The 225-nt window shown below is 70.2% G+C and carries 1 protein-coding gene; it reads right to left on the bottom strand.

The window, feature by feature from the left end:
- Positions 1 to 225: transposase (locus CEY15_RS17940; RefSeq protein WP_176475198.1), on the bottom strand; the 225-nt coding region annotated here is incomplete at both ends.

Below are 225 nucleotides of genomic sequence, written 5' to 3'. Positions count from 1 at the left end.
GAGGTCACCAGGCGGACCCCGCCCAGGCCGCGGGCCACCAGGTCGGCGAAGAAGGTGTTCCACGAGGCCCTGGTCTCGCTGGTGGCGACCTGCATGCCCAGGACCTCGCGGTGGCCGTCGCCGTTGACCCCGGTGGCCAGCAGGACGGCGGCCTTGACGACCTGGTTGTTCTCCCGGACCTTAATCGTCAGGGCGTCGGCGGTGACGAAAGTGAATGGGCCGGCC

The sequence above is a fragment of the Dietzia natronolimnaea genome, from assembly GCF_002289575.1.
GTDB lineage: Bacteria > Actinomycetota > Actinomycetes > Mycobacteriales > Mycobacteriaceae > Dietzia > Dietzia natronolimnaea_A.
Note: the sequence above shows the minus strand (reverse complement) of the source record. Positions and strands in the feature narration are given on the sequence as shown.